Genomic DNA, 23,171 nt, shown 5'->3' with positions numbered 1-23,171 from the left:
TGAACTTGTTGCGGGCTAGAGCAGGCGGTTCAGCCAGTTGCTACAGCGTTGGCTGGTAGCCGATGCAGTCAGGCCGATGGGGCCGCCTGCCTGTTGCTGATATTCATCCCCGGCCAGTCCGTGTACCCGAGCCGCCAGGCTGCTGGCTGCTCGCGCATCCATGCCCTGCGCCAGCAAGGCGGCGATCAGTCCGGTCAGCACATCTCCCTGCCCGGCAGTGGCCAGTGCCGGACCGCCGCTGGTATTGAGCAGATAGGGTTGTCCAACAGTTACGATCAGGCTGCCAGCTCCTTTTAGCAGCACCGTACACTGAAAACGCTCGGCCAGTTGACGGGCGGCGGCTAGACGGTCGCCTTGCACGGTCGCGGTTGAGCAAGCCAGCAGGCGGGCTGCTTCTGCCGGGTGCGGCGTCAGGATGCTGGTGGCTGGGCGCTTGGCCAGTGCCTGCTGAATGTCGATGCTGCAGGCCAGCAGGTTAAGGGCATCCGCATCCAGCACCAGTGGCAAGGAGCTGGCCAAGGCCAGCGCAAGCCATTGCCGGGCCGGTTTGTCCTGTCCCAGGCCAGGCCCAAGCGCCAGCACGTCGGCTGATGGCAGCGGCATGGCCGGATCGGCATGCTGCAGCATCAGTTCCGGGCAGGCGGGGTCGACCGGCAGGCTGCCATCCAGTGTCAGTACATGCACTTTGCCTGCGCCTGCGGCCAGTGCTGCGCGTCCGGCTAGCAGGGCTGCACCCAGCATGCCGCGATTGCCACCAATGATGCATACCGTGCCGTTGCTGCCTTTGTGGCTGTCGCGTCGGCGTTGCAGTGGGCTGGCATCCTGTCGGTTCAGATAGCCTTCGGCTGGTGGTAGCAGCGCTTGCGGGCAGTCGAGTTCGGCCAGTTCGATTTGACCGGCATGGTCGGCACCCGCGGCATAGAACAGTCCCGGTTTGTGGCAGAGAAAAGTCAGGGTATGGCTGGCATCCATGCAGGCCTGTTGTGCCTGCCCGGTGTAAGGGTCCAGCCCGCTGGGGCAGTCCAGGGCCAGTTTCAGGCAGGATAGCTGGTTCAGCCGGGTAATGACGGCCACCCAGTCGGCTGACAGGGGACGGCTCAGGCCGATGCCGAACAGGCCGTCTATCAGCAGGTCTGGCGTGGGGTAGTCGCTTGCCAATTGCTGCAGGGGAATCCCGCCGGCTTGGCGTATGGCCTGCAGTGCGGCCTGGCTTTGCGGACTGGTGGCGGCTTGCGGCAGCAGGATATCCACGCTGTAGCCTGCCTGCATCAGCAACAAGGCAGCATATAGCGCATCACCACCATTATTGCCGGGGCCTGCGGCCACCAGGATGTGTGCGTCGCGGTCCAGGTGTTGGCCCACCCAGTCGGCAGTGGCGCGGGCAGCGCGTTGCATCAGATCGAGGCCTTGTCGTTCGGCTTCGGTTTCGAGCCGGCGCAAGTCCGGCAGGCTCCACAACGCGTTTTCCCGCATGGCTTACTCCTTGTGTGCTTCACCCCAGCGCGGCATCAGGCTATGGGGGATGCGCAGCTGGTCCAGAATGCGTGCCACGACAAAGTCCACCATGTCATCGACGCTAGCTGGATGTGTATAGAAGCCTGGTGATGGTGGCAGGATGACGACCCCCAGCCGGGCCAGTTGCAGCATGTTTTCCAGGTGGATGACCGACAGTGGGGTTTCGCGCGGCACCAGAATCAGTTTGCGGCCTTCCTTGATGCTGACATCGGCAGCCCGCTCGATCAGATTATCACTCATGCCATGGGCAATGGCGGCCAGGGTTCCCATCGAGCAGGGGCAGACCACCATGGCATCTGCCGGATTCGAGCCCGAGGCGACCGGGGCAAACCACTCTTCACGGCCAAACACGGCCAGTTGTTCGGCTTGTGCGCCGGTACGTTCATACAGCCATTGTTGTACTTCGGCGGGGCGAGAGGGCAGCAGCAGATTCATCTCCTGCTTGGCCACCACCTGGGCCGCCTGTGAATATAAAACCCACACGCGGATACCTGCGGCGATCAGTGCATCGATCAGGCGCAGGCCATAAGGCAGACCGGAGGCTCCGGTCAGGGCGACGGTAACGGTTTTGGGTATGGTCATCAGCATCTTCCATGGGCAGGGATCTTGCCGATGCTGTGGGCAGGATCCGCAATGGCCGGGAGGTATGGGGGAGCCGCACTGTCCGGCTGCAGGGGGCCGCGCGGGTTCAGGCTTCGCGGAACAGCTGGCGGTGGCGCAGCAGCACCTGTGAGGCGGGAAAGGCCCGCGCCAGTTGTTCGGTAATATAGACCGAGCGGTGCTGGCCACCGGTACAACCGATGGAGACTGTCAGGTAGCTGCGGTTTTCACGGCTGAATTCCGGCAGCCATTTGGCCACCATGTGACGAATGTCTTCGGTCATTTCAGCGACCAGCGGGTGCTGCAGGAAAAAATCGACAATCGGTTGATCCCGGCCGGTCAGTGGACGCAGGGCAGGGTCGTAGTAGGGATTGGGCAGGCAGCGCACATCGAAGACATAGTCGGCATCCAGCGGGACGCCATGCTTGAAGCCGAAGGACTCGAAGATGATGGTCAGCCGGCTGCTGTCTGCCTCTACCAATTCCTTGATCCAGCTTTTCAGTGCATTGGCCGACAGCTCGCTGGTGTCGATGCGAATGCCCATTTCCTGGATGCTGGCCAGTAACTCCTGCTCCAGCCGGATGCATTCTTCCACCGTGGAGCCGCTGCCGGACAAGGGGTGGCGACGACGGGTTTCAGAAAAGCGCTTGACCAGGGTTTCCGGCTTGGCTTCCAGAAACAGCAGTCGTACGTCCACGCCTTGCTGGCGCAGCTTGTCCACTTCCTGTGGCAATGCGCCGAGCGAAGGGCTGGAACGGGTATCCACGCTGATGGCGATTTGCTCGTAGCCATAGTCGGCATACAGCGACATGGCCTCATGCAGCATGGTGGCTGGCAGATTGTCCACGCAATAATAGCCGGAGTCCTCCAGCGCGCGCAGGGCAATGGATTTGCCGGAGCCGGACAGGCCGCTAATCAATATCAGGCGCATTTTCCTGATCTCTGAGGAAGTTGGTATGGCGTTCGATGAATTCACGCGTGCTGTCGATGCCACGCAGTTGCAGGATGTAATTGCGTACTGCCGCTTCCACCAGCACGGCCAAGTTGCGGCCTGCAGCCACTGGCAGCACCACCTTGCGTACGGTGACACCCAGAATGTCCTGGGTTTCGGACTGGATATTCAGCCGATCCAGTGCCTGCATGGCCTGGTCGTTGGCTTTGACCAGATGGATGATCAGTTTGAGCACCTTTTTCGGCCGGACGGCGGTTTCACCGAAAATGGTGCGGATATTCAGAATGCCCAGGCCGCGCACTTCCAGAAAGTCGCGCAGCAGGGGCGGGCAGCGGCCTTCCAGTGTTTCCGGGCCGATGCGGTAGAGTTCCACTGCGTCATCGGCCACCATGCCGTGACCGCGTGAAATCAGTTCCAGTGCCAGCTCGCTCTTGCCCATGGCCGAGTCGCCCATGATCAGCACGCCGATTTCCAGCACATCGAGAAAAACCCCATGTAGCACTGTTGAAACCGCCAGCGCACGCGCCAGATAGATGCGCAGCACATCCATCAGGTAGGGGCTTTCCAGCGGCGTGCTCATCAGTGGCACGTTATGGGTGTGGCAGTAGTCGCGCAGCAGCTTGGGTACCTGCTGGCCATTGGCCACCATCACCACCGACATGGTCTTGTGGAACAGCTGGTCCAGCGCGGTCTTGGCGGCGGACTGTTCCAGCCGGTTCAGGTAGTCGACTTCGGCCAGACCCAACACCTGTACACGGTTGGGGTGGATGAAGTTGAGGTGACCCACCAGTGCCAGCGTAGGGCGCTGCTCGTCATTGCCGATGGGGCTGTCGGCACCACCGGTGCCGGCCACCCAGGTCAGATTGAGCTTTTGCTGATTGTCCTGATACAGCCGGCGCACGGTGATGCTAGGCATTATTGGTATTCCATGCAGTGAGCAACTGGTAGAGCTCGGCGCGGTTGGTGGCAGTCAGCAATTGTTCGCGCAGCTGTTTGCTGGAGAAGAGCTGGGCCAGTTCCGACAGTACCTGCAGGTGCAGGTCGGTGGCTTGTTCCGGTACCAGCAGTACAAACAGGCTTTGCACCGGCTTGCCATCCGGCGCATCGAAGGGGATGGGGTTCTTCAGCCGAATGAAGATGCCGGCGGCTTCCTTCAGACCACGGGCACGGCCATGCGGAATGGCGACTCCCTGGCCCAGTCCGGTGGAGCCGAGCTTTTCCCGGGCAAACAGGCAGTCGAAAATTTCACTGCGCGCAATGCCGTGGGTGTTTTCGATAAGGAGGCCCACCTGCTCGAAGACGCGCTTCTTGCTGGCGACATCCAGGTCCGGGAGGATGTGATCCTGTGTCAGGATTTTGCCGATCAGGCTCATAGGAATGTGTGCACGCGGCTACAAAAACTGGCCAATTCTACGTTGCCTTCATCAAAATGAAAAAGGCTCCGTGCAAATAAAAACGGGAACCCGCTGGGTTCCCGCATCGTCGGTCAGGTGATTACAGGGTGGCTTCCGGTTGAACCTGCGGAGTCACGCGGTGTTCGCTCTGTTTTTCCTTGTGCTTGAGTACCTGTCGATCCAGCTTGTCCATCAGCGAGTCGATGGCAGCGTACATATCGGAGTCGGTGGCTTCTACGTGGATGTCCTTGCCGGAGAGGTGAACGTTGACTTCTGCCTTTTGCACCAGCTTGTCTACCGACAGTGTGACGGTAACGTCGATAACGTGATCGACATGGCGGGTGATACGTTCCAGCTTGCTTTCCAGAAATTCGCGGAGGGCCGGGGTTACTTCGAGGTGGAGACCGGTTACTTTGAGGTTCATACCCTAACTCCTTCTTGTGTTGACTGCCCGGTCGGGTCGGCCGGGCAAGCGGATATTCTTCAAGGCGTCCTACAATGCCTTGCGCAGGTTGACCGGTGGAATCTGCATAGCTTCACGATACTTCGCAACGGTACGTCTTGCAACCTGCATGCCCTGTTTACCCAATTCGTCGGCAATGGCGCTGTCAGAAAGTGGCTTGGCCGTATTTTCGCCGTCTATCATGCGGCGGATATGGGCCTTGATGGCAGTGGCCGAGCATTCGCCGCCACTGTCGGTTTCCAGGGAACTGCCGAAGAAATATTTCAGCTCGAACAAGCCGCGCGGGCAGAGCAGGTATTTCTGGGTAGTCACCCGGGAAACGGTTGATTCATGCAGTCCCAGCTCGTCTGCGATATCGCGCAGGATGAGCGGACGCATGGCCACTTCTCCGTGTTCAAAGAACGCTTGCTGCCTTTCCACTATAGCTTCCGACACTTTCAGGATAGTGTCAAATCGCTGCTGGATGTTCTTGACCAGCCATTTTGCTTCCTGCAGGCGGCCGGAAAGCTCGCCTGCACCGGCACGGTTTTCCGACAGCATCTGGGCATACAGCTGGTTGACCCGCAGCCGGGGTACGGCACCGTTGTTGAGTTCGGCCACCCAGCGGCCGCGGCGTTTGCGCACGGTGACATCGGGGATGACGTAGTGCACGTCCTCGCCACCGAAACCGGCTGCCGGATGGGGGGTCAGCCGGGCGATCAGTTGCTGGGCCTGGCGGATGGCGGCGTCGTCGACGCCGAGTAGGCGTTTGAGCCGGGTATAGTCGCGATTGCCCAGCAAACCGAGGTGTTCTGCCACGATCTTGCGCGCCAGGGCATGGCCGTTTTCCTGCGGTGGCAGACGGTCCAGCTGCAGGCAGAGCGATTCGGCCAGCGAGCGCGCGGCGATGCCGGCCGGATCGAACTGCTGCAACAGGCGCAGGCCGACCATCAGTTCGTCGGCTTCCAGCTCCAGTTCCAGCGGCAAATGACTGGCCAGTTCTTCCAGATCGACGCTGAGAAAGCCGTTGTCGTCCAGTTCTTCGATCAGCAATTGCACGATGGCCTGATCGCGGGTGGGGAGCGTCAGTTCGCCCAGCTGGGCCAGCAGATGTTCGCGCAGGCTGACCGGGCAGGGGACGTTGAGCATGGGGTCGAACTCGTCGTCGCCGTCGTTGCGGCGGCTGCCGCTGCCCCAGTCGGTGAGTTCGCCGCTGCTGTCGTCACGCGGGTTGCTGTCGCTGTCATTGCTGTCGGAGGCGGGCGTGCTCTCTTCTCCGGCCGCCGGCGTGTCGCTGGTACTGGTGCTGCCTTCTTGTGTCGGGGTGTCGTCGCCGCGTTCCAGCATGGGGTTGTCCAGCAGGAAGCGCTCGACTTCGGTTTGCAGGTCGAGGGTGGACAGCTGCAGCAGCTTGATCGACTGCTGCAGTTGCGGGGTAAGCGTGAGTTGCTGTGAAACCCTGAGCTGTAGTGACTGTTTCATGGCTTACAGGTGGAAGTGTTCGCCAAGGTAGACCTGGCGCACTTTCTCGTTGTTGACCAGTTCTTCCGGTTCGCCGGAGGCCAGTACCGAGCCGTCGCTGATGATGTAGGCGCGGTCACAGATGCGCAGGGTTTCCCGTACGTTGTGGTCGGTAATCAGTACGCCGATGCCACGTTGTTGCAGGAAGGTGATGATTTTCTGGATGTCGATCACGGCAATCGGGTCGACGCCGGCAAAAGGCTCGTCCAGCAGGATGAAGCGCGGGCGGGTGGCCAGTACGCGGGCGATTTCCACCCGGCGTCTTTCGCCGCCGGACAGCGACAGGGCATTGCTTTCGCGCAGGTGGGCGATATTGAGGTCGTCCAGCAGCAGGCTGAGTTCCTTTTCCAGCTTGTCACCTTTGTAGCCGGCGATTTCCAGTACGGCGGTGATGTTTTCCTCCACCGTCATCTTGCGGAAAATCGAGGCTTCCTGCGGCAGGTAACCAAGGCCAAGGCGGGCGCGCTGGTGGATGGGCAGGTGGGTGATGCTGCTGCCATCCAGGGTGATTTCACCTTCATCGGCGCCGATCAGGCCGACAATCATGTAAAAACTGGTGGTTTTGCCCGCGCCGTTGGGGCCGAGCAGGCCGACCACTTCGCCGCTCTGGATCTGCAGGGCGACATCCTTGACGACGGTACGTTTCTTGAAGCGCTTTTTCAGCCGCTCGACTTTCAGAATGCTGGGGCCGCTCATGGTGCGTTTCCGTCGGGTTTCTTGGCGGCAGGGGCGGTGGTGTCCCTGGGCTTGGGCTGGATGATGGCGGTGACGCGGCCGCCATTGCTGCTGGCGCCGCTGCTGACTTCATACAGCTCGGTTTCGGTGTTGTAGGTGATGACGTTGCCGATGACCAGATCGTTGCCGCGCTTGACGCGGGCATTGCCGGTGAGGACGGCGACATGGCTGACCGTGTTGTAGTCCAGTTGGTTGGCCTGGCCTTCAATCCATTCGTTTTTTCCATCCATTTTCTGGCGGAACAGTACCTGACGCCCGGTGGCCTGCATGGTCTGGTTGCCCTGCTTGTCCTGGGTGACGGTGGCGCGGTCGGCGTTCAGTTTCAACGTGCCTTGCACGATGATGACATTGCCCTGCCAGACGGTAACGCCCTTGAGCTGGTCGAGATTGCCGCGATCTGCACTGATTTCAATGGGTTTGTCGCGGTCGGCCTTTTCGGCGTGTGCACTGTGGCCCGCGCACAGGGAAAGCGCCAGCAAGGCCAGGCGGGCGTAAGTGCGGCATTTATTTTTCATAGGTGACCTTTGCATTGGACAGCAGCTGCAATTGGCCGGTCTGCTGTTCATAGATGAAGCCGACGGCACTGCCGCTCGACTTGCCGTGATAGAAGTGGGTCAGCGTGGCGGCCTGCGCGATGTGGCGCACGGTATCGATACGCATATTGCTGCTGACCACGCGGGTTTCCGGCTGCTCTGCACTGGCCGGCTGGATCAGCGTGACTTTCTTGTCAAACAGCGCCTGTCTGGTCTTGCTGTTATAGCGCCCGCTTTCGCCAATGGCGTGGTAGGCGAGTACACCGTTCTTGTAGCTTTGCAGGTCCGGCGTTTCGAAATAGGACTCGGTGCGGTCAGGGTACTGCCACATGCGGCTGGCAATCATTTTTTCCTGCAGCATGCCCTTGGGGTCGTAGCGGGTAGCGACGACAGCATCAACCACGACTTCCGGCTTGTTGGGGTCGAGTTCGCGCTTGCTGGGCTCCCAACGCGATACGGTATCCAGCCAGACCGTCAGCAGGCCGGTGATGAGGACCAGCAGGATGGGAAACAGCCGGTGCGAGCGGATCATGCCAGATACCTGGCCAGGATGGCATCGAAGTTGCCCTGAGCCTGCATGATGAGTTCGGCCAGTTCACGCACCGCACCCTGGCCACCGGGAAAACCGGTGACGTAATGGGCGTGCTGGCGCACCAGGGTGGGGGCGGCCGGTACCGCCACGGCCAGCCCGACACGGCGCAGCACCGGCAGGTCGATCAGATCGTCACCGATGAAGGCGCATTGTTCGGCGCTGACATTGGCCTGCTCCAGCAATTGGGCCAGCGCTTCCTGCTTGTTGTGGATGCCGCCGAAATAGAAATCGATGCCCAGCGCGCGGGCGCGATGCTCGACACAGCGGTCGGCCCGGCCGGAGATGATGGCCAGCTTGACCCCGGTGGACTGCAGTAGCTTGAGGCCCAGCCCGTCCTGCACGTAGAAGGATTTGCTTTCTTCGCCCTGGGCGTTGTAGTAGATGCGGCCGTCGGTCATGACGCCGTCCACATCCATGATCAGCAGCTTGATTTTGCGGGCTTGTTCGGTGATGGCTTGCATGAGTTTCCTTGTGGGTGGGCTAGCGGAGCTAGACCACGCCGGCCTTGAGCAGGTCGTGCATGTGGATGGCACCGGCCAGTTTGCCGTCGGCATCCACTACCAGCAGGCTGGTGATGCGACGCTGCTCCATCAGGTGAACCGCTTCGGTGGCCAGCTTGCTGTGCAGGATGGTTTGCGGGGCGGGGCTCATCACCTGGTCGATGTTCAGGTCGTAGATATTGCCGGAATGTTCCAGCGTGCGGCGCAGGTCACCATCGGTATAGATGCCGCAGATGACATTGTCTGCGTTGGCGATGGCCACCATGCCCAGTCGCTTGTGCGACATTTCCAGCAGGGCGTCTTTCAGCGCGGTGCCGGGGGCGACACGTGGCAGCTCTTCGCCACTGTGCATCAGATCCTTGACGTGTACCAGCAGGCGGCGGCCCAGGCTGCCACCGGGGTGCGACAGGGCGAAGTCTTCCGGGCCGAACTGGCGCGCGTCCAGCAGGGTTACCGCCAGGGCATCGCCCAGTGCCATTTGTACGGTGGTGCTGGTGGTGGGGGCCAGGCCCAGCGGGCAGGCTTCCTTTTCCACCTGGGTGTCCAGCAGAATGTCGGCTTCGCGTCCCAGCGAGGAGGCCGGATTGCCGGTCATGGCGATCAGCACCAGGCCCTTGCGCTTGAGAGCGGGCAGCAGGGCGACCACTTCGCCGGATTCGCCGGAGTTGGACAGGGCGATGACCACGTCCTGTGCGGTAATCATGCCGAGGTCGCCATGGGCCGCCTCGGCCGGATGAACGAAGAAGGCCGGGCTGCCGGTACTGGCCAGGGTGGCAGCAATCTTGCGGCCGACATGGCCGGATTTGCCCATGCCAGTCACCACGATGCGGCCGGTGCAGGCCAGAATGGCCTCGACTGCTCGCAGAAAGTCGCCGTTCAGACGGCGCGACAGTGCCAGAATGGCGTCGGCTTCGGTGTGCAGCACTTCGCGTGCCAGGTCGAGTCGTGATGTTGCTTGAGCATTTTCCATGGGGGAAAGTATATCAAAGGTTATAATCGGTGGAGTCACAAGCTGGTGCATCTTTTGCTTGTCGGCTGATTAACAATCATTGCGCGGCACCGTTTTAGCCCTTGTGGCGACTGTTTCATACCGGGGTCGGGCGCGATTTATCTTTTAGAGTCCGGCTGGCCCTGTCAGCACCATGTCCTTATTTCTTGCCCGGTTTTACAGGAGATTGTCGCACCAATGCATTCGCTTGCTCCCATTGTGCTGGTTCTGCTGGCCGCCGTACTGTCCGTTACCCTGTGTCGCAGCCTGCGGGTGCCGCCGATGCTGGGCTATCTGGTGGTGGGCTTTCTGGCCGGCCCCGGCGTGACCAGCCTGATTCCGGATGGCGAGGAAACCCAGTTTCTTGGTGAGATCGGCATTGTTTTCATGATGTTCTCCATCGGGCTGGAGTTCTCCCTGCCCAAGCTGCGGGCGATGCGGCACCTGGTGTTTGGTCTGGGGCTGGCGCAGGTACTGGCGACCATGTTGCTGATTGCGCTGGTGATGGGCTGGCTGTCTGGCTCGGCGCTGTCCGGTTTTGCCGTGGGTGGTGCGCTGGCCATGTCATCCACCGCCATTGTCAGCAAGCTGTTGACCGAGCGGCTGGAGCTGAATCAGCAGCACGGCCAGTTGGCTATTGGTGTACTGCTGTTTCAGGACATTGCGGTGGTGCCCTTGCTGATCCTGCTGCCGGCCTTTGCCGGGGGCAGCGAAACCTTGTGGATGGATCTGGGGCTGGCTGCGGTGAAAGTGGTGGTGGTGATGGCACTGCTGCTGTTTTTCGGCCAGCGCCTGGTGCGGCCGTGGTTTCATCTGGTGGCGCGCCAGCGCTCTGGCGAGCTGTTCATGATCAATGTGTTGCTGATCACCCTGGGGGTGGCCTGGCTGACCGAGTTGTCCGGCCTGTCGCTGGCGCTGGGGGCCTTTGTGGCCGGCATGCTGATTTCCGAAACCGAATACCGCTACCAGGTGGAAGAGGACATCAAGCCCTTCCGCGACATCCTGCTGGGCTTTTTCTTTGTCACGGTAGGCATGCGGCTGCAACTGTCGGTGCTGTTTGAGCGCTTTGGCGAAGTAGCGCTGATGCTTGGCCTGCTGCTGCTGGCCAAGCTGGGCATTGTGTTTGTGCTGGGACGTCTGCTGCGCCATCAGCCCAATCATTCCATGCGCGCTGGCCTGGCGCTGGCGCAGGGGGGCGAGTTCGGCTTTGTGCTGCTGGCTTTGTCCGGCAACCTGGGTCTGATTGCCGAAAGCACCGAGCAGGCGGCCATTGCCGCCATTTTGCTGTCGATGCTGGTGGCACCGTTCATGATCATGCACGGCGAAGCCATTACCCGCCGGCTGGTGAAGCAGGATTGGATGATGCAGGCTTTCAGCCTGCACCACTTGCTGGTGGAGAGCATGGGCAAGTCCGACCATGTGCTGATTTGCGGCTATGGCCGTAGCGGTCAGGCGCTGGCCCGTTTGCTGGAAACCGAAAGCATTCCCTTTTTCGCGCTGGACATGGACCCGGAGCGGGTGCGCGAGGCCGGTGAGGCGGGCGACCCGGTGGTGTTTGGCGATGCCGGCAAGAAGGAAGTGCTGGTGGCCGGTGGCCTGATGCGGGCCAAGGTGGTGGTGGTGACTTTTGCCGATACCCATGCCGCTCTGCGCATTCTGCATACGGTGCAGGCTGCCAGGCCGGATCTGCCGGTGATCGTGCGCACCGTGGATGACAGCGATATCGATTTGCTGCGCAAGGCCGGTGCTGACGAGGTGGTGGCCGAGGTGATGGAAGGCAGCCTGATGCTGGCCTCGCAGGCGCTGATGGTGCTGGGCGTGCCATTGAACCGGGTGCTGCGCCGTATCCGCTCTGTGCGGGAAGAACGCTACAACCTGTTTCGTGGCTTCTTCCGTGGTGCCAGTGATGATGCCGAGGGGCTGGACGAGGCGCTGGTGCCGCGTTTGCTCAGTATTCAGGCTTGCCCCGGTGCCCATGCCATCGGTCGGCCATTGGGTGAGCTGCATCTGGAAGGGCTGGGGGTGGAGGTGAAGTCGGTGCGCCGTAACAGCATTCGCCGGCTGGACTTCGATGCCGATTTTGAAATCGATGCCAACGATGTGCTGGTGCTGCTGGGTACGCCAGAGCAGCTAGCGCTGGCCGAGGCGCGCATTCTGGAAGGCTGAAAGGCTGACTGGTCGCCTGTCCCCGCTGCAATGAACAAGGCCGTGTCATCGACACGGCCTTGTGCTTGTCTGCCCAGCCTGCTGGCTCAGGGCAGAATGGTGGTGATCTGCTTTTTCAGCTCTTGCTTCAGTGCCTGCTGCTTTTCGCCTTCGGTCTTCTTGCCCTTGACCATGGCGTTGAAGTCCAGCGCATACACTGGCGCATTCAGCGGGCCGGTAATCTTCAATGGAACGTTGACCCCCTTCAGCCGGCTGAATTCCTGCGGGTTGGCTTCCACATCCATGGTGTAGTCGACGATGTTCTGCGTCAGGTCGACCTTGCCCGAACCTTTCACGTTAACCAGCTGTGACGCCAGCTGCATGTTCTGGCTGCGGGCCACGCCCTTGTCCAGGCGGAAGCCGGCTGACAGTGTCGAGAAGGTGGTTTTCTGGTCGGCCTGGGCCTGGGTATTCCACTCTTTCAACTCTGCCGGCAGGTTTTTCAGTGCGGCCACCAGGTCGATACCGGACAGCGCGCCCTTGTTCAGGCTGGTTTCCACCGAACCGGTCAAGGTATTGCGCAGGTCGAGGAAAGACTTGCCATCCGCACTGATGTTGATCTGGCCATTGCCCTTGCCGTCCAGACGGCTGAAGTTGAACAGATCGACCAACAATGGGCGGATGTTCATGTCCTTCAGCGTTTGTTTGACCTCAAGGTGTGGCGTGTCGCGGCGCGCCAGCAAGATGTCGCCCTGCAGACGGCCCTGATAGATGTCGGCCGACATCTGGTCCAGCTCCAGTTCGCGCGGATTGATGCGCACGCTGGCACTCAGGTTGTTCATGCGGAAGCGGCCCATGGCCAGTTCACCGACGGCGATCTTGCCGGTCAGGTCGAAATAGTCGAGCCAGTCGAGTGGAATCGGCTTGCTGTTCTGGAAGATGGCCACCGGGTCGCCCTTGCTTTCCGGCAGGTAGCGGTTGAGGTCGAGCTTGCCTACCGACAGGGTGACCTCATGGCGCGGTTTCATCAGGCCGAACTGGCTTACCGTTACCGACAGGTCGGAGCCATCCAGCTTGCCGGCCACGCGCAGATTGAGGCGCGGTTCGTCCAGATCGCCATCCAGCGCACCTTCCATGCTGGAAAACAGCTTGCCGCGCGGCAGCAGCGGCGTGGTGAGCGTGGCGGTCATGTTCAGCGGCTGCATGCGCAGCTGTTTCATGCCCATCAGCGCGAGTGGCGCATCCAGCTTGAAGTTGAGCCGGGTGTCGCCGGCCTGCCAGTTGAAGTCGCCCTTGACCTTGTCTGCGGCCAGTCCGCCTTCGGTGAGCTTGAGGTTGTCCAGGCCGGCATCCAGCTGGTACTGGCTGTGGGCGTAATTGAGCTTGCCGGCCAGATGGGCGGAAGGCATGGTGATTTCATTGAAGCTAGCGTTCAGCTCCGGTACTTTCAGCTCCAGCTGGCTGCTGGGGCGTTCGCTGCTGAAGTTGAAGCCGAGATCCTTGCCGGTGGTTTGCAGCGTGGCGAAGTTCAGTTTGTACTGGCCGGTGGCGGCAAACTTGCTCTCACCCAGGCCGGGCAGCTCGGACAGGGCAACGGCATCCACTTTCTCCAGGCTGACCTGATCGTCCTGAATGGTGAGCGGAGTGCTGATGGCCAGGCGGATGGGGCGTTTGCCATTGCTGAGAATGGCGGCGGCGCTCAGGTTGGCGCTGCTGCGCAGGTCGTCGGCATCCAGGCTGATGGTATCCAGCTTCTGGTCATTGCCGGTCATGCGGTCGGAGTAAACCAGCGTGCCTTCGCGCACCAGCAGGCTGTCCAGCTTCATGCTGACATTGCCCGGGGTATGGCGCTGGAACAGGTCCATTACCGACAGCCGGCCATCGGCGGCGCGGATGATGCTGGCGCTGACGCCATGTAGTTCCAGTGCCTTGATTTCGCGGTTGCCGGTTAAGAGCGGCAGCCAGGACAGATAAACGTCCAGCTGTTCTACCCGGGCAAAGGGCAGGCTGCTGCCGGGTTCGCTGATGGTGAGCTGGTGAATGCTGAGGCCGGGCGAGGGGAAGAGCGTGGGGCTGATCTTGCCTTCCACCACCACCTGGCGCTGGGTATCGCGCAGCGAGGCAGCGAGGGTGGTCCTGATCGACGCTTCATCGAATTTCCAGAAAATCAGTGCCTGGATAATGACAAACAGCGTCAGCAGCGTCGTCGCGCCGTAGACCGAGATACGAAGCCATAGCCGGCCGGAGTTCCATTTCATGAGTGCGTCTTCGGGGGGCTTAGCAGGATGATGTTATTTGCAAGCATGGTGTGGCTGACAGGGGCTTGGCAGCCGCTTGCCCAAATTTGGCGAAGCCAAAATATTACCGGGCAGCCGGCATTTGTAAAGCGTGAATTTTAGCATGCTTTAGCAGGTGGGCCGTAATCGGCCGGCAAGCCCCGGGAAATCAGGCGTAGCAGGGGATTGAATGGCCATGTTGCTGCCGAATTCCCATCCGCCCGGTGCTGGCTTTGGCGCAGCGGTCAGTGGCCACGGCTGCTCGTGAGCACTCGCGATGCAAGCAAGGGCAGCCCACCTGTCGATGTGCGCACAGGGGGGGGCTTGCATGCGTAGCTTCCGGCCATGTGCCGGAGCCACGTCACCGGACTATGTCAGGCCGTAAATGGTCAGGCCGTAAACAGTCAGGCCGTAAATGGAGGCTGCCCAGACGAGCAATATCGTCAGCGAGCGGACCGGTACTTGAGTCGCGTGACGGGGCGCCGTGGTGGCTGAGTGATGTGCTGGCTGGGCCGCTGCCGGGCTGTTTTCTGCGGTGATTTCAGCTTTTTTGCCACGGTGTGGCGGCGGAAAAGTGGCACTGCCTGCTGGCTTTTTTCATGTCGTGCATTCACTTGATCTGGAGCAAATGCCGTCAATGCGGCGAGGCGCAGCATCCCACCCACAATAGTATTAGTAAATAATTATTTATCGATTGGGGATGTGTTCGATGACGACTTCGCTCATGCCGCTTAATGTCGGCAATACCGGCTTCATGCTGCTCTGCTCCAGCCTGGTCATGTTAATGACGCCTGGCCTGGCTTTCTTTTATGGTGGTCTGGTCGGCCGCAAGAATGTGCTGACCATCATGGCCCAAAGCTTCATGTCACTGGGCTGGACCACGGTGCTGTGGTTTGCCTTTGGCTATTCGATGTGCTTTGGCCCGACATGGCATGGCATCGTGGGTGATCCGACCTACTATGCCTTCATGCATGGCGTGACCCTGCATACCATGTATACCGGCAACGACGCCGGCATACCGCTGATCGTGCACGTGGCCTATCAGATGATGTTCGCCATCATCACTCCCGCGCTGATCACCGGTGCCTTCGCCAACCGGGTCACGGTGAAAGCGTATTTCCTGTTTCTCACCGGCTGGCTGGTGTTGGTCTACTTCCCCTTTGTCCACATGATCTGGAGTCCTGATGGCCTGCTGGCCAAGTGGGGCGTGCTCGATTTTGCCGGCGGCATCGTGGTGCACAACACCGCCGGTTTCGCCGCGCTGGCCTCCGTGCTGTATGTGGGACGCCGCTCGGTGGTGGAAAACAAACCGCACAATGTGCCGCTGATTGCCCTGGGTACCGGCTTGCTGTGGTTTGGCTGGTATGGCTTCAATGCCGGCTCGGAATTGCGCGTGGATTACATCACCGCATCTGCCTTTCTCAATACCGACGTAGCCGCCTCGTTTGCCGGCACGGCGTGGTTTTTCCTTGAGTGGTCTCATGCCCGTCAGCCCAAATTCATCGGCTTGCTGACCGGCGCGGTGGCTGGCCTGGCCACCATTACCCCGGCGGCGGGTTATGTCTCGCTGGGTACTGCCGCAGTCATCGGCGTGATTGCTGCAGTCGTCTGCTACTACGCAGTGCAATTGAAAAACCGTCTGGGTTGGGATGATGCGCTGGATGTCTGGGGCGTACACGGTGTGGGCGGCCTGTTGGGCACACTGCTGCTGGGCGTGTTTGCCAGCAAGGCCTGGAACCCGGCCGGCGCGGATGGCCTGTTGATGGGCAATCCGGATTTCCTGTGGAAACAGGTGGTGGCCGCGGTGGTGTCCGGCTTGTGGGCCTTCGGCTTTACCTACGGCATGCTCTGGCTGATCAACAAGATGACGCCGGTGCTGATTGACGAGCATACGCAGGAAACCGGGCTGGATCAGACCCTGCATGGCGAGGAAGCCTACAGCGGTTCGCTCTGAACAGGGTGACTGGCAAAACCAGACCGGTTGCCAGCTATCGACCAGACAAGAAAAAAGCCAACCGCTGACGGTTGGCTTTTTCTTTTGCAGATCAAGGATCTACAGGAATTCGGTATGGAGCGGGCGATGGGAATCGAACCCACGGCACAAGCTTGGGAAGCTTGGGTATTACCATTATACGACGCCCGCGAAGGGTGGCATTGTAACCGGGTTTTGCATTGCTGGGTAGCCGCTTGTGTGATGTCGGCCAAGGGGCGGTGCTGGTGGGGGAGGGCATGCGGTGGTGGCTATCCCGTGGCGGTGCTGCCCTGGGCGGCAGGGTGGGCCGGCGCTGATACAAAATCAGCACATTAATCCGCTTGTTTTAGCCTGGGTCGCAGGGGAGTATTCCGCACGATGCCCGCGGAATAATTTGACAGTCGCGCGGGTACTGGCGCGCCGCCGTGTCGAGCAAGGGAGGAATGGTGATGGCAGAAGAGGAATACGAAATCGCGGGTCTGCATGAAAAGCTGCTGGAGGAAGAAGCGGAAAAAGGCCAGCTGGCGCAGAAGATCGCCTTGCTGACCGCCATTCTGGCCACTATCGGTGCGGTGTTCAGTTACCAGAGCGGTGCCAAGCAGAACGAGGCGCTGTTTCTGAAGAATCAGAGCATTCTCAAGCAGTCGGAGGCCTCGGATGCCTGGGGCTATTACCAGGCCAAATCGACCAAGGCGCATCTGGACCAGCTGGCGCTGGTGCTGGTGACCGATCCGGCGCAAAAGGCCCAGTTCCAGCTTGATCTGCAAAAGCAGGAAAAGCAGAAGCTGGAGCAGCAGAAAAAAGCGGAAGCCTTGCAGGAAGAGTCGCGCCGGCTGAGCGAGGAGTCGGAGCGGGTATTGCGTCCGCACGAGCGCATGGCGTTGGCGATGACGCTGATCCAGATTGCCGTGGCCATGGCTTCCATCACCGTGCTGACCCAGCGTCGCTGGCTGCTGGCGGTGTCTATCCTGTCGGCGTTGGGCGGCATCGGTCTGGCAGCAAGCAGCTGGTTTTGAGTGGTGGCAGGGGCGGTGTGTCATCCGTCATAACCCTGCTGCGTTGTAGACAATGATGGGTGCAGGGCAGGGGCCGGCACCCAGGTCGCTTGCCGGGCAAGCGAGGGCGACCGTCGCCCAATAGTGAGAGAGGCATGGCTGTGCAACAAGACGAAGCCGGACAACACGCTCCGGCCGCGATAGCGGGCAGTGCCGGGCACCAGCATGGCTGGTCGCAGCGGCTGGATTACTATCTGGATGTAATGGGCATGCGCGGCAAGGGCCTGCTGTTGCTGGGCGGTCTGCTGGCCACCGGCTGGGTGATGGCGGGTATTTACAAGGTGCAGCCGGACGAGCAGGGCGTGGTGCTGCGCCTGGGCCGCTGGGTGGATACCACCCAGGCCGGGCTGCATTATCACCTGCCATGGCCGATTGAAACCGTGCTGCTGCCCAAGGTCACCCAGATCAAGCAATTGAAACTGGCCAACCTGTTTGACGGCGCGGCCACCGACTCCAGCGACCCGCGCGAAAAGCAGATGCTGACCGGCGACGAAAACATTGTCGAGGCCGATTGCGCGGTGTTCTGGCGCATCAAGGACGCCGGGCAGTTCCTGTTCAAGGTGAATAATCCGGAAACTTCGCTGCGTATTGCCGCAGAAAGCGCCATGCGCGAGGTGGTGTCGCGCACGCCGATTCAGGCGGTGATGTCCAACCGCCGCCAGCAGGTGGCTGAAGAAACCCGCGCCCTGCTGCAAAGCCGGCTGGATGAAGCCGAAAGCGGCATCATCGTCACCCAGGTGCAGCTGCAGCGGGTGGACCCACCGGCGGCGGTGATCGATGCCTTCAACGATGTGCAGCGCGCCCGTGCCGACCAGGAACGTGCCCGCAACGAAGCCCAGGCCTACAGCAACGATATCCTGCCCAAGGCGCGTGGCGATGCCGCCCGCATCCTGCAGGAAGCGCAGGCCTATCAGAGCCAGGTGGTGAATCTGGCACAGGGCGAGGCCAAGCGCTTTGATTCGGTCTACCAGAGCTATGCCCAGTCCAAGGATGTCACCGCCTGGCGGCTGTATCTGGACAGCATGGACGAAGTCTTGAAGAAGGCCAGCAAGGTGGTGGTGGATTCGTCTGGCAAGGCTGGCAATGGCGGCGTGCTGTCGCTGCTGCAATTGCAGGACAAGGACAAACCCAAGCCGGCGAAGGAGACCCGCTGATGGCCCGCTCGTACAAAGGCGCCGGCATCCTCGGCGCGCTGGCAGTGTTGTGGCTGCTGTCCTCCTCTTTCTACACCCTCAGCGAGGGGCAGAAGGGGCTGATCATCCGCCTGGGTGCGCCCATCGAGGTGGATGCCGAGCCCGGCCTCAAGTTCAAGCTGCCGCTGGTGGACAGCCTGCAGTTTTATGATGTGCGGCTGCAAACGCTGGCACCGCCGCCGGAACAGATCATTCTGGGTGATGAAAAACGGCTGGAGGTGGAAACCTACACCCGCTACCGCATTGCCAATCCGCTGCGCTTTTATCAGGCGCTGCGCACGGAAGACCAGGCCCGCTTGCAACTGACTCAGCTGGTGAGCACCTCGTTGCGGCGCGAGCTGGGCAAGGTGCCGCTCAAATCCCTGCTATCGGAAGAACGTACCCGCATCGTGCAGCAGATCCAGCAGGAAACCGCTACCCGCGCCCGTTCCTTGGGCATCGAAGTCACCGAAGTCCGCCTGCACCGCGCCGACCTGCCGCTGGAAACCAGCCAGGCGATTTACGACCGCATGAAGTCGGCCCGCCAGCAGGAAGCACGCGAACTGCGCGCCCAGGGCGGGCAGTGGGCACAGGAAATCCAGGCCAAGGCCGATGGCGAACGCACGGTGATCCTGTCCGAGGCGCAGCGGCAGAGCGCCATCATTCACGGCGAGGCCGATGCCCAGGCCAACAAGGTGTTGGCGGCGGCTTTCAGCAAGGACCCCAAGTTCTACAAGTTTTATCGCTCGCTGCAGACTTACCGTCAGGCGCTGTCCGATTCGGCCCCTACCTTGCTGCTGACGCCGGATTCGGCGCTGCTGCATGACTTCCGCAACGGGCCGGCAGCCGGCAAGCCATGAGCCAGCTGGCTGTGCCGCAGTGGCCGTCGGCGAGTCGGCTGCGCCGACTGGCGGCCACGCTGGGGCCGGGGCTGGTGGTGATGCTGGCCGATACCGATGCCGGCAGCGTGCTGACAGCAGCCCAGAGTGGTGCGCAGTGGGGTTATCGCCTGTTGCTGCTGCAGTTCCTCATCATTCCGCTGCTGTTCATCGTGCAGGAGCTGACGGTGCGGCTGGCGCTGTCCACCGGCAAGGGTTATAGCGAGCTGATCCTGCAACGCTTTGGCCGCTGCTGGGCGCAGCTGTCCTGCGCGGCGCTGGTGGCCAGCTGTTTTGGTGCGCTGCTCACCGAAATGAGCGGGCTGGCTGGTGTCGGCCAGCTTTATGGCGTGCCGGTATGGCAGAGCGTGGCGCTGGTGGCCGGGCTGATCCTGCTGATGGTGTGCAGCGGCAGCTATCGGGCGGTCGAACGCGTGGCCATGCTGTTTGGCGTGGCCGAGCTGGCCTTCCTCTACATGGCCTGGCATGCCCAGCCAAACTGGCAGCATATCCGGCAACAGGTGTTGGTGATGCCGCTGCACGATGCCAGCTATCTCTACCTGCTGGCGGCCAATCTGGGCAGCAGCGTGATGCCGTGGACGGTGTTCTATCAGCAGTCGGCGCTGATCGACAAGGGACTGGACCTGCGCGACCTGCGCGCGGCGCGGCTGGATACCATGCTGGGGGCAGTGCTGTGCCAGCTGGTTACCGCCGCCGTGCTGATTGCCTCGGCAGCGGTGTTTGCCGGACATGGCGGGGTGGTGCTGGATACCGTGCCGGAGCTGGCCGATGCCTTTGGTCGTGTGCTGGGTCCGCTGGCTGGCCGTTTGCTGTTTGCCCTGGCGCTCAGTGGCGGCGCGCTGGTGGCCACCATCGTGGTCTGCCTGTCGGCTGCCTGGGCGCTGGGGGAAATGCGCGGCACCCGTCACTCGCTGGCGCAGCATCCGCTGCAGGCACCGTGGTTTTACGGTGCGTTTGCCCTGTTGCTGCTGGCTGCCGCACTGACCGTGGTGCTCAGCCACAGCCTGGTGCGGCTGTCCATTGCCACCGCCGTGCTCAATGCCGTGCTGCTGCCCTTGGTGCTGGGCTTTCTGTTCTGGCTGGCGCGCAGCGAGCTGCCGCCGGGGCTGCGGCTGCAAGGGCGCTATGCCGTGGCCGTGGGAATATTGTTTTTACTGACTGGCGGGCTGGGTTTGTACGCCGGGGTGACCGGAGCCTTGCATGGCTGAACCGGGCGCGTTTGTGCTGAATGAAAGGCTGTGATGGAGCTGGATGGTTTGATGCATGCGCTGGGCATGACGCTGCAAGTGTTTTTTCTCGACCTGATTCTCAGCGGCGACAATGCGCTGGTGATTGCGGTGGCCTGCCGCTCGCTGCCGCCAGCGCTGATGCGCAAGGCGGTGCTGCTGGGCACCGGCTTTGCCATTCTGCTGCGGGTGTTGCTGACCACGGTGGTGGGTTTCCTGCTGCAAGTGCCGCTGCTGAAACTGCTGGGCGCGGCCTTGCTGGTCAGCATTGCCATCAAGCTGCTGCTGGGTGATGACGACGGCGATGCGCTCCCCGGCAGTGCTGCCGACAGCCGTCAGCTGTGGTCGGCGGTGTCGGTGGTGGTGATGGCCGATCTGGTGCTCAGCCTGGACAATGTGGTGGCGCTGGCCGCCGCCGCGCAGGGCAGCGTGCTCTATCTGATACTCGGCCTGCTGTTCAGCGTGCCGCTGCTGATGTATGGCAGCCTGTTCATCGCCCGCCTGCTGGGTGAGATCCCCTTGCTGATTCCGCTGGGTGCCGCCCTGCTGGGCTGGGTGGCCGGCCAGATCGCTGTCACCGACCCGCTGCTGGCTGACTGGATCACTACCCAGGCCCCGGCCTTGCAGGTGGTGGTGCCATTGCTGTGCGTGGTGTTCGTGCTGGTGGAAAGCCGCATTATCCGAGAACGTGCCCAGGCACTGACTCCACCGCCGCCTCTGGGCTGGCTGGATGGCCTGATGGGCCGGCTGGCGCGCATTGGCGAAGCGGGCGCTACGCCCCAGGTCGTCGCTGTGGCTACGCTGGTCGAGCATACCGGACCGCAGGGTAATGCCGAGGCGATGGCGGTGAGCACTGTGCCAGCCGTCATGTCTGCTGATGCGGCCGTGGTGGCCCCGGTATCTGAAAGATCCCCGCCTGCCAGCGTGGAGGAGGTGGCCACAACGGCAGCCAGCAGCGAGCAGCCGCCGGAGACGGCAGCGATCCGCACGGACGCTGATAAGCCTGTCGCCGCCGACAGTGTGGCGCGGCCAGCACGCAAGGACGGTTTGCTGAATTCGCCGCGCATGGCGCTGCTGGTGAAGCTGCTGCTGGGCGTGGCGGCGCTGGTCGGGGTCTGCGCCTTGGGCTGGCTGCTGTTTCATCTGCTCAGCCAGGGCTTTTTGCCGACGCCGGCACCCAGCACCAAGGTGAAACACTGAACACAGGCAGGCCGGGGCGGACAAGTGGCTGGGCAAAACTGCCGCCATTGTTTACCGTTGTGGCCTGCCGCATTTTTGCCTGCCGCGCCGTTAATGGCGTGGGGGATTTCGAGGTTAATCCACATGTATCGTTATCTGTCTGCCGGCTTGTTGCTGGCCCTCGCCGGCTGCGCCAGCAGCGTGGCTCCTGTCCCCGCTCCGGTGGTTTCCCCGGCGGTGCGCCCGGCACCGATGCCCGATCCGCAAACCCTGCTGCCCGCGCCGCTGCCGGCACCGGTCCAGCCGGCTCCGCCGGCGAGTGCGCCGGTAAGCAAGCCAGTGCCGGCTCCGCTGCAGCCGGCCTACAACAACGAACAGGCGGGTTCCGCCTTGCTGGAGCGGCTGTTGCCGCGCGGCATTCCGGCCCGCCGCGAATGGCATGGCGACATCATGAGCGCCTTTAGCCATCTGAAAATTCCGTATGCCCCGCAATACTTCTGCGCGGTGCTGGCAGTGGCCGAGCAGGAGTCTGGCTTCAATCCCGATCCGGTAGTACCCAATCTGTCCAAGATTGTTTGGGGGCAGATCGAGGAGCGGCGGCAGAAGTATTTCATTCCCTCGCTGGTGGTGGATGCCGCCATGCTGAAGAAATCGCCCAATGGCCAGAGCTACAAGGAGCGGGTGAATGCGCTGCGCACCAAGAAGCAGATGAATGCGCTGTTTGAGGACATGATTCGCGAGCTGCCGTTCGGCCAGACCATCTTCGAACACAAGAACCCCATCCGCGATGGCGGGCCGATGCAGGTGAGCGTGGCTTTTGCCGAAACCCAGGTGCGCGCCTGGCCCTATCCCTACAGCTACAGCAGCCTGCGTGATGAGGTGTTCAGCCTGCGCGGCAGCGTGTACTTCGGTTCGGCCATCCTGTTGCAATATCCCATCAGCTATCCGGACATGGTGTACCGCTTTGCCGACTACAACGCCGGCCGCTACGCCAGCCGCAATGCCGCCTTCCAGCAGGCAGTGCAGCATCTGTCCGGGCAGAAGCTGGCGCTGGATGGCGACATCATGCTGTACAGCGACAAGATGAACCGCGTGCTGTCGGGTGCCACCAGCGATACCCAGCGCGCGCTGAATGGCCTGGCCGGTCGCCTGCGCATGAGCCCGGACGAGATGGCACGTGACCTGCGCCAGGAAAAGCTGTCCGGCTTCTCGCAAACCGCGCTTTACCAGCGGGTGTTTGCGCTGGCCGATCAGTCCGGCAAGGCCGCGCCGCGCCAGATCATTCCGCAGATCGTGCTGATCAGCCCCAAGTTCACCCACCAGCTGACCACCGAGTGGTTTGCCCGCCGCGTGGATGGCCGTTATCAGAAGTGCATGGCTCGCGGCACCGCGTCGTGAGCAGCGGGGCAGGGGAATCGTCGCCGCGATAAGTGGGTGAGCGCGGCGCAGCGTTGTATGATGTTGGCAAATTTCAC

21 protein-coding genes and 1 tRNA gene are annotated in these 23,171 nt (G+C 61.7%); 8 read left to right on the top strand and 14 right to left on the bottom strand.

Annotated elements, in window-relative coordinates; genetic code table 11:
* Positions 1-15: 15 nt before the first annotated feature.
* The 12 genes from DBR44_RS06250 to DBR44_RS06195 all read right to left on the bottom strand — a co-directional run bounded on the left by DBR44_RS06250 (position 16) and on the right by DBR44_RS06195 (position 9,754).
* Positions 16-1,473: an NAD(P)H-hydrate dehydratase gene (locus DBR44_RS06250; RefSeq protein ID WP_124643074.1), complete on the bottom strand. Its 1,458-nt coding sequence runs from the start codon at positions 1,471-1,473 to the stop codon at positions 16-18.
* Between the two features lie 3 nt (positions 1,474-1,476).
* Positions 1,477-2,097, bottom strand: coding sequence for a flavin prenyltransferase UbiX (locus tag DBR44_RS06245; RefSeq protein ID WP_124643072.1), 621 nt, complete (start codon positions 2,095-2,097; stop codon positions 1,477-1,479).
* 106 nt (positions 2,098-2,203) lie between these two features.
* The gene (gene rapZ / locus DBR44_RS06240; protein WP_124643070.1) at positions 2,204-3,046 is read right to left on the bottom strand and encodes an RNase adapter RapZ; all 843 of its coding nucleotides are present in this window, start codon (positions 3,044-3,046) and stop codon (positions 2,204-2,206) included.
* Complete coding sequence (hprK, locus tag DBR44_RS06235) at positions 3,027-3,983, bottom strand: HPr(Ser) kinase/phosphatase (protein WP_059287117.1); 957 nt, start codon at positions 3,981-3,983, stop codon at positions 3,027-3,029. Before hprK ends, rapZ begins: the two co-directional genes overlap by 20 nt.
* A complete protein-coding gene (gene ptsN, locus DBR44_RS06230; RefSeq protein WP_103524905.1) occupies positions 3,976-4,440 on the bottom strand; it encodes a PTS IIA-like nitrogen regulatory protein PtsN in 465 nt (154 codons plus the stop codon). Before ptsN ends, hprK begins: the two co-directional genes overlap by 8 nt.
* A gap of 121 nt (positions 4,441-4,561) precedes the next feature.
* Entirely contained in the window at positions 4,562-4,885 is a 324-nt protein-coding gene (gene hpf / locus DBR44_RS06225; RefSeq protein ID WP_124643068.1) for a ribosome hibernation-promoting factor, HPF/YfiA family, read from the bottom strand.
* Between the two features lie 69 nt (positions 4,886-4,954).
* Positions 4,955-6,385 (bottom strand): RNA polymerase factor sigma-54, encoded by a 1,431-nt coding sequence (locus DBR44_RS06220; RefSeq protein WP_124643066.1) that lies wholly within the window; start codon positions 6,383-6,385, stop codon positions 4,955-4,957.
* A gap of 3 nt (positions 6,386-6,388) precedes the next feature.
* The gene (gene lptB / locus DBR44_RS06215) at positions 6,389-7,120 is read right to left on the bottom strand and encodes an LPS export ABC transporter ATP-binding protein (RefSeq protein WP_124643064.1); all 732 of its coding nucleotides are present in this window, start codon (positions 7,118-7,120) and stop codon (positions 6,389-6,391) included.
* The gene (gene lptA, locus DBR44_RS06210; protein ID WP_124643062.1) at positions 7,117-7,674 is read right to left on the bottom strand and encodes a lipopolysaccharide transport periplasmic protein LptA; all 558 of its coding nucleotides are present in this window, start codon (positions 7,672-7,674) and stop codon (positions 7,117-7,119) included. Before lptA ends, lptB begins: the two co-directional genes overlap by 4 nt.
* A complete protein-coding gene (gene lptC, locus DBR44_RS06205; protein WP_124643060.1) occupies positions 7,664-8,224 on the bottom strand; it encodes an LPS export ABC transporter periplasmic protein LptC in 561 nt (186 codons plus the stop codon). The genes lptA and lptC overlap by 11 nt, the downstream gene beginning before the upstream one ends.
* Positions 8,221-8,745: an HAD family hydrolase gene (locus DBR44_RS06200; RefSeq protein ID WP_124643058.1), complete on the bottom strand. Its 525-nt coding sequence runs from the start codon at positions 8,743-8,745 to the stop codon at positions 8,221-8,223. The genes lptC and DBR44_RS06200 overlap by 4 nt, the downstream gene beginning before the upstream one ends.
* Before the next feature lie 28 nt (positions 8,746-8,773).
* On the bottom strand, positions 8,774-9,754 hold the full coding sequence (locus tag DBR44_RS06195) for a KpsF/GutQ family sugar-phosphate isomerase (RefSeq protein WP_124643056.1): 981 nt from the start codon (positions 9,752-9,754) through the stop codon (positions 8,774-8,776).
* A gap of 216 nt (positions 9,755-9,970) precedes the next feature.
* Here DBR44_RS06195 and DBR44_RS06190 point away from each other — a divergent pair, with 216 nt between their 5' ends.
* The gene (locus DBR44_RS06190) at positions 9,971-11,938 is read left to right on the top strand and encodes a monovalent cation:proton antiporter family protein (protein WP_124643054.1); all 1,968 of its coding nucleotides are present in this window, start codon (positions 9,971-9,973) and stop codon (positions 11,936-11,938) included.
* A gap of 86 nt (positions 11,939-12,024) precedes the next feature.
* Here DBR44_RS06190 and DBR44_RS06185 read toward each other — a convergent pair whose 3' ends face one another.
* On the bottom strand, positions 12,025-14,175 hold the full coding sequence (locus DBR44_RS06185; RefSeq protein ID WP_124643052.1) for an AsmA family protein: 2,151 nt from the start codon (positions 14,173-14,175) through the stop codon (positions 12,025-12,027).
* Positions 14,176-14,902: 727 nt separating this feature from the next.
* On the opposite strand from DBR44_RS06185, the gene DBR44_RS06180 reads away from it, so the two are divergent.
* Entirely contained in the window at positions 14,903-16,147 is a 1,245-nt protein-coding gene (locus DBR44_RS06180) for an ammonium transporter (RefSeq protein WP_199730982.1), read from the top strand.
* A 115-nt stretch (positions 16,148-16,262) separates the two neighbouring features.
* Here the strand turns inward: DBR44_RS06180 and DBR44_RS06175 are convergent.
* Positions 16,263-16,336, bottom strand: a tRNA-Gly gene (locus DBR44_RS06175).
* A gap of 278 nt (positions 16,337-16,614) precedes the next feature.
* On the opposite strand from DBR44_RS06175, the gene DBR44_RS06170 reads away from it, so the two are divergent.
* The 6 genes from DBR44_RS06170 (at position 16,615) to DBR44_RS06145 (ending at position 23,094) form a co-directional block, all read left to right on the top strand.
* A complete protein-coding gene (locus DBR44_RS06170) occupies positions 16,615-17,181 on the top strand; it encodes a DUF4337 domain-containing protein (RefSeq protein WP_158613567.1) in 567 nt (188 codons plus the stop codon).
* A gap of 134 nt (positions 17,182-17,315) precedes the next feature.
* Positions 17,316-18,374 carry an FtsH protease activity modulator HflK gene (hflK, locus tag DBR44_RS06165; RefSeq protein ID WP_124643048.1) on the top strand — a complete coding sequence of 353 codons (1,059 nt, stop codon included), beginning with the start codon at positions 17,316-17,318 and terminating at the stop codon, positions 18,372-18,374.
* On the top strand, positions 18,374-19,252 hold the full coding sequence (hflC, locus tag DBR44_RS06160) for a protease modulator HflC (protein WP_124643046.1): 879 nt from the start codon (positions 18,374-18,376) through the stop codon (positions 19,250-19,252). Before hflK ends, hflC begins: the two co-directional genes overlap by 1 nt.
* A complete protein-coding gene (locus DBR44_RS06155; RefSeq protein ID WP_199730981.1) occupies positions 19,249-20,499 on the top strand; it encodes an NRAMP family divalent metal transporter in 1,251 nt (416 codons plus the stop codon). Before hflC ends, DBR44_RS06155 begins: the two co-directional genes overlap by 4 nt.
* Positions 20,500-20,532: 33 nt before the next feature.
* A complete protein-coding gene (locus DBR44_RS06150) occupies positions 20,533-21,717 on the top strand; it encodes a YjbE family putative metal transport protein (RefSeq protein ID WP_124643044.1) in 1,185 nt (394 codons plus the stop codon).
* Positions 21,718-21,840: 123 nt separating this feature from the next.
* Positions 21,841-23,094, top strand: a complete 1,254-nt coding sequence (locus DBR44_RS06145; protein WP_124643042.1) for a DUF1615 domain-containing protein — start codon at positions 21,841-21,843, stop codon at positions 23,092-23,094.
* Positions 23,095-23,171 lie beyond the last annotated feature (77 nt).

The sequence above is a fragment of the Aquitalea sp. FJL05 genome, assembly GCF_003852595.1.
GTDB lineage: Bacteria > Pseudomonadota > Gammaproteobacteria > Burkholderiales > Chromobacteriaceae > Aquitalea > Aquitalea aquatilis.
The sequence above is the reverse complement of the archived record's forward strand: the minus strand, read 5'-3'. Positions and strand labels throughout refer to the sequence as shown.

Bases quoted from the DNA above. Each gene is read 5' to 3' on its own strand.
- hflC (WP_124643046.1), top strand. From the start codon at position 18,374: ATGGCCCGCTCGTACAAAGGCGCCGGCATCCTCGGCGCGCTGGCAGTG.
- DBR44_RS06145 (WP_124643042.1), top strand. From the start codon at position 21,841: ATGTATCGTTATCTGTCTGCCGGCTTGTTGCTGGCCCTCGCCGGCTGC.
- DBR44_RS06185 (WP_124643052.1), bottom strand. From the start codon at position 14,175: ATGAAATGGAACTCCGGCCGGCTATGGCTTCGTATCTCGGTCTACGGC.
- DBR44_RS06155 (WP_199730981.1), top strand. From the start codon at position 19,249: ATGAGCCAGCTGGCTGTGCCGCAGTGGCCGTCGGCGAGTCGGCTGCGC.
- hpf (WP_124643068.1), bottom strand. From the start codon at position 4,885: ATGAACCTCAAAGTAACCGGTCTCCACCTCGAAGTAACCCCGGCCCTC.
- DBR44_RS06250 (WP_124643074.1), bottom strand. From the start codon at position 1,473: ATGCGGGAAAACGCGTTGTGGAGCCTGCCGGACTTGCGCCGGCTCGAA.
- hflK (WP_124643048.1), top strand. From the start codon at position 17,316: ATGGCTGTGCAACAAGACGAAGCCGGACAACACGCTCCGGCCGCGATA.
- ptsN (WP_103524905.1), bottom strand. From the start codon at position 4,440: ATGAGCCTGATCGGCAAAATCCTGACACAGGATCACATCCTCCCGGAC.
- DBR44_RS06200 (WP_124643058.1), bottom strand. From the start codon at position 8,745: ATGCAAGCCATCACCGAACAAGCCCGCAAAATCAAGCTGCTGATCATG.
- lptB (WP_124643064.1), bottom strand. From the start codon at position 7,120: ATGAGCGGCCCCAGCATTCTGAAAGTCGAGCGGCTGAAAAAGCGCTTC.
- hprK (WP_059287117.1), bottom strand. From the start codon at position 3,983: ATGCCTAGCATCACCGTGCGCCGGCTGTATCAGGACAATCAGCAAAAG.
- DBR44_RS06190 (WP_124643054.1), top strand. From the start codon at position 9,971: ATGCATTCGCTTGCTCCCATTGTGCTGGTTCTGCTGGCCGCCGTACTG.
- DBR44_RS06220 (WP_124643066.1), bottom strand. From the start codon at position 6,385: ATGAAACAGTCACTACAGCTCAGGGTTTCACAGCAACTCACGCTTACC.
- lptC (WP_124643060.1), bottom strand. From the start codon at position 8,224: ATGATCCGCTCGCACCGGCTGTTTCCCATCCTGCTGGTCCTCATCACC.
- DBR44_RS06170 (WP_158613567.1), top strand. From the start codon at position 16,615: ATGGCAGAAGAGGAATACGAAATCGCGGGTCTGCATGAAAAGCTGCTG.
- rapZ (WP_124643070.1), bottom strand. From the start codon at position 3,046: ATGCGCCTGATATTGATTAGCGGCCTGTCCGGCTCCGGCAAATCCATT.
- DBR44_RS06245 (WP_124643072.1), bottom strand. From the start codon at position 2,097: ATGACCATACCCAAAACCGTTACCGTCGCCCTGACCGGAGCCTCCGGT.
- DBR44_RS06150 (WP_124643044.1), top strand. From the start codon at position 20,533: ATGGAGCTGGATGGTTTGATGCATGCGCTGGGCATGACGCTGCAAGTG.
- lptA (WP_124643062.1), bottom strand. From the start codon at position 7,674: ATGAAAAATAAATGCCGCACTTACGCCCGCCTGGCCTTGCTGGCGCTT.
- DBR44_RS06180 (WP_199730982.1), top strand. From the start codon at position 14,903: ATGACGACTTCGCTCATGCCGCTTAATGTCGGCAATACCGGCTTCATG.
- DBR44_RS06195 (WP_124643056.1), bottom strand. From the start codon at position 9,754: ATGGAAAATGCTCAAGCAACATCACGACTCGACCTGGCACGCGAAGTG.